Below are 1,538 nucleotides of genomic sequence, written 5' to 3' on the forward strand. Positions count from 1 at the left end.
CTGCTGCGCACCGAATTGGCTTCCGCGGTCTCGCATCTGGAATGGCGGCCGGTGGAGATGGCCTCCGACCAGAAGACCGGCGTGCACGCGGGCATCGCTGATCCGTGCCACGCTGGCCGAATCAGGCAGGCAGCCATTGGGATTCGGGCTGGCCGTACCCGGCATCGTGCACAACGGCACGGTCGTGCACGCACCCAATGTGCCCGCGCTGACCGGTATCCGGATCGGTGACCGCCTGGCCGCCGCGTTGGCGGCGCCGGTGGTGGAGGTGGACAACGAAGCCAACCTCGCGGCCCTGGCGCATGTGTGGCCGCACCGGTTGGCCGGTGACGACTTCGTGTATGTCTCCGGTGATGTGGGCGTCGGCGCGGGAATCGTCCTCGACGGCACCCTGTTTCGCGGCGGCAGCGGGTTCGCGGGCGAACTCGGGCACGTCATCATCGAGCGTGGCGGCCGTCCCTGCACCTGCGGCAGCCACGGCTGCGTCGAGCAGTACGCGGGGCTGCAGGCGATCCTGGCCAGCGCGGGTCACCAACGCCTCGGCGCGTTGCACGACGCGCTCCGCGACGGCGACACCCGCAGCCGCTCCGCCGTCAACTGCGCGGGCTCGGCCCTGGGTACCGCCCTGGCGTCCCTGATCAACATCTGCGATGTCGCGACCGTCGTCCTCGGCGGCAGTTACGCGACCGTCTTCGACGAATTCGCCCCGGGCGTGCGCGCCGAACTCGGCACCGGCGTCCTCGCCGCGGCCCGCCGCCCGGTCACCGTGGCCGCCTCGCCGCTCGGTGGTGACGCCGTCGCCCGCGGTGCGGCGGGCCTCATCACCCGCCGCTATTGCCTGACACCGGAACTTTTGTTGGACTTCGACCCGAACGTGACCGTCGACGAGCGAAGCACGACGGGGTGACCGATGAGTTCGACCGGCACGGCTCGTCATATCGAGCACAACGAACCGTAGGAAAGGGCCGATCGATGAGTGAGCTGACCACGGAACATGCCCGGCGGGCGATCCTCGAACACACCCGGCGTCTGGCCGAATCCGCCGCAGCGGCCGGCCCTGACGCCGCCGTGCCGACCGCCCCGAAATGGACAGTGACCGACCTGGTTCAGCACGTCGGGCAAACCCAGCATTGGGTCGCGGAAACCATCGAGCGGCGCGTCACCGACCCCACGCAGCTGCCTATGGAGATGGCCGTGCTCCCCGCCGATCCCCGGGATTGGCAAGCGTGGCTGGCGGATTCCGCGCAGCGGGTGGTGAGCGCGTGCTCCGACGACGCGCTCGACGCGCCGGTGTTCAACCCCGCCGGGGACGAGCGGTCCGGGACGCGATTCTGGGTTGCCAGTCTCCTCAACGAGGCGGTCGTGCACGGCTTCGACGCCGCGAGCGCGGCGAACCGTTCCGCCGACATCGACGCCGACATCGCCGCCGCGCTCATCGACAACCACTTCCGAATGCTCACCTCGCCCACCTGGGCGATGCAACGGTCCGAGTCGGCCGACGCCCTTCGCGGCACCGGGCAGACAATGCAGTGGCTGGC

Annotated in this window: 2 protein-coding genes; both read left to right on the forward strand. The window is 70.1% G+C overall.

Annotated features, from left to right (window positions below):
- Positions 1–112 precede the first annotated feature (112 nt).
- Positions 113–907, forward strand: a complete 795-nt coding sequence (locus ACWELQ_RS45475) for an ROK family protein (protein WP_452403157.1) — start codon at positions 113–115, stop codon at positions 905–907.
- A 65-nt stretch (positions 908–972) separates the two neighbouring features.
- Positions 973–1,538 (forward strand): maleylpyruvate isomerase family mycothiol-dependent enzyme (locus ACWELQ_RS45480; protein ID WP_452403156.1); only part of this gene is annotated, 566 nt, incomplete at its 3' end.

It is taken from the genome of Nocardia sp. NPDC004722, from assembly GCF_053601505.1.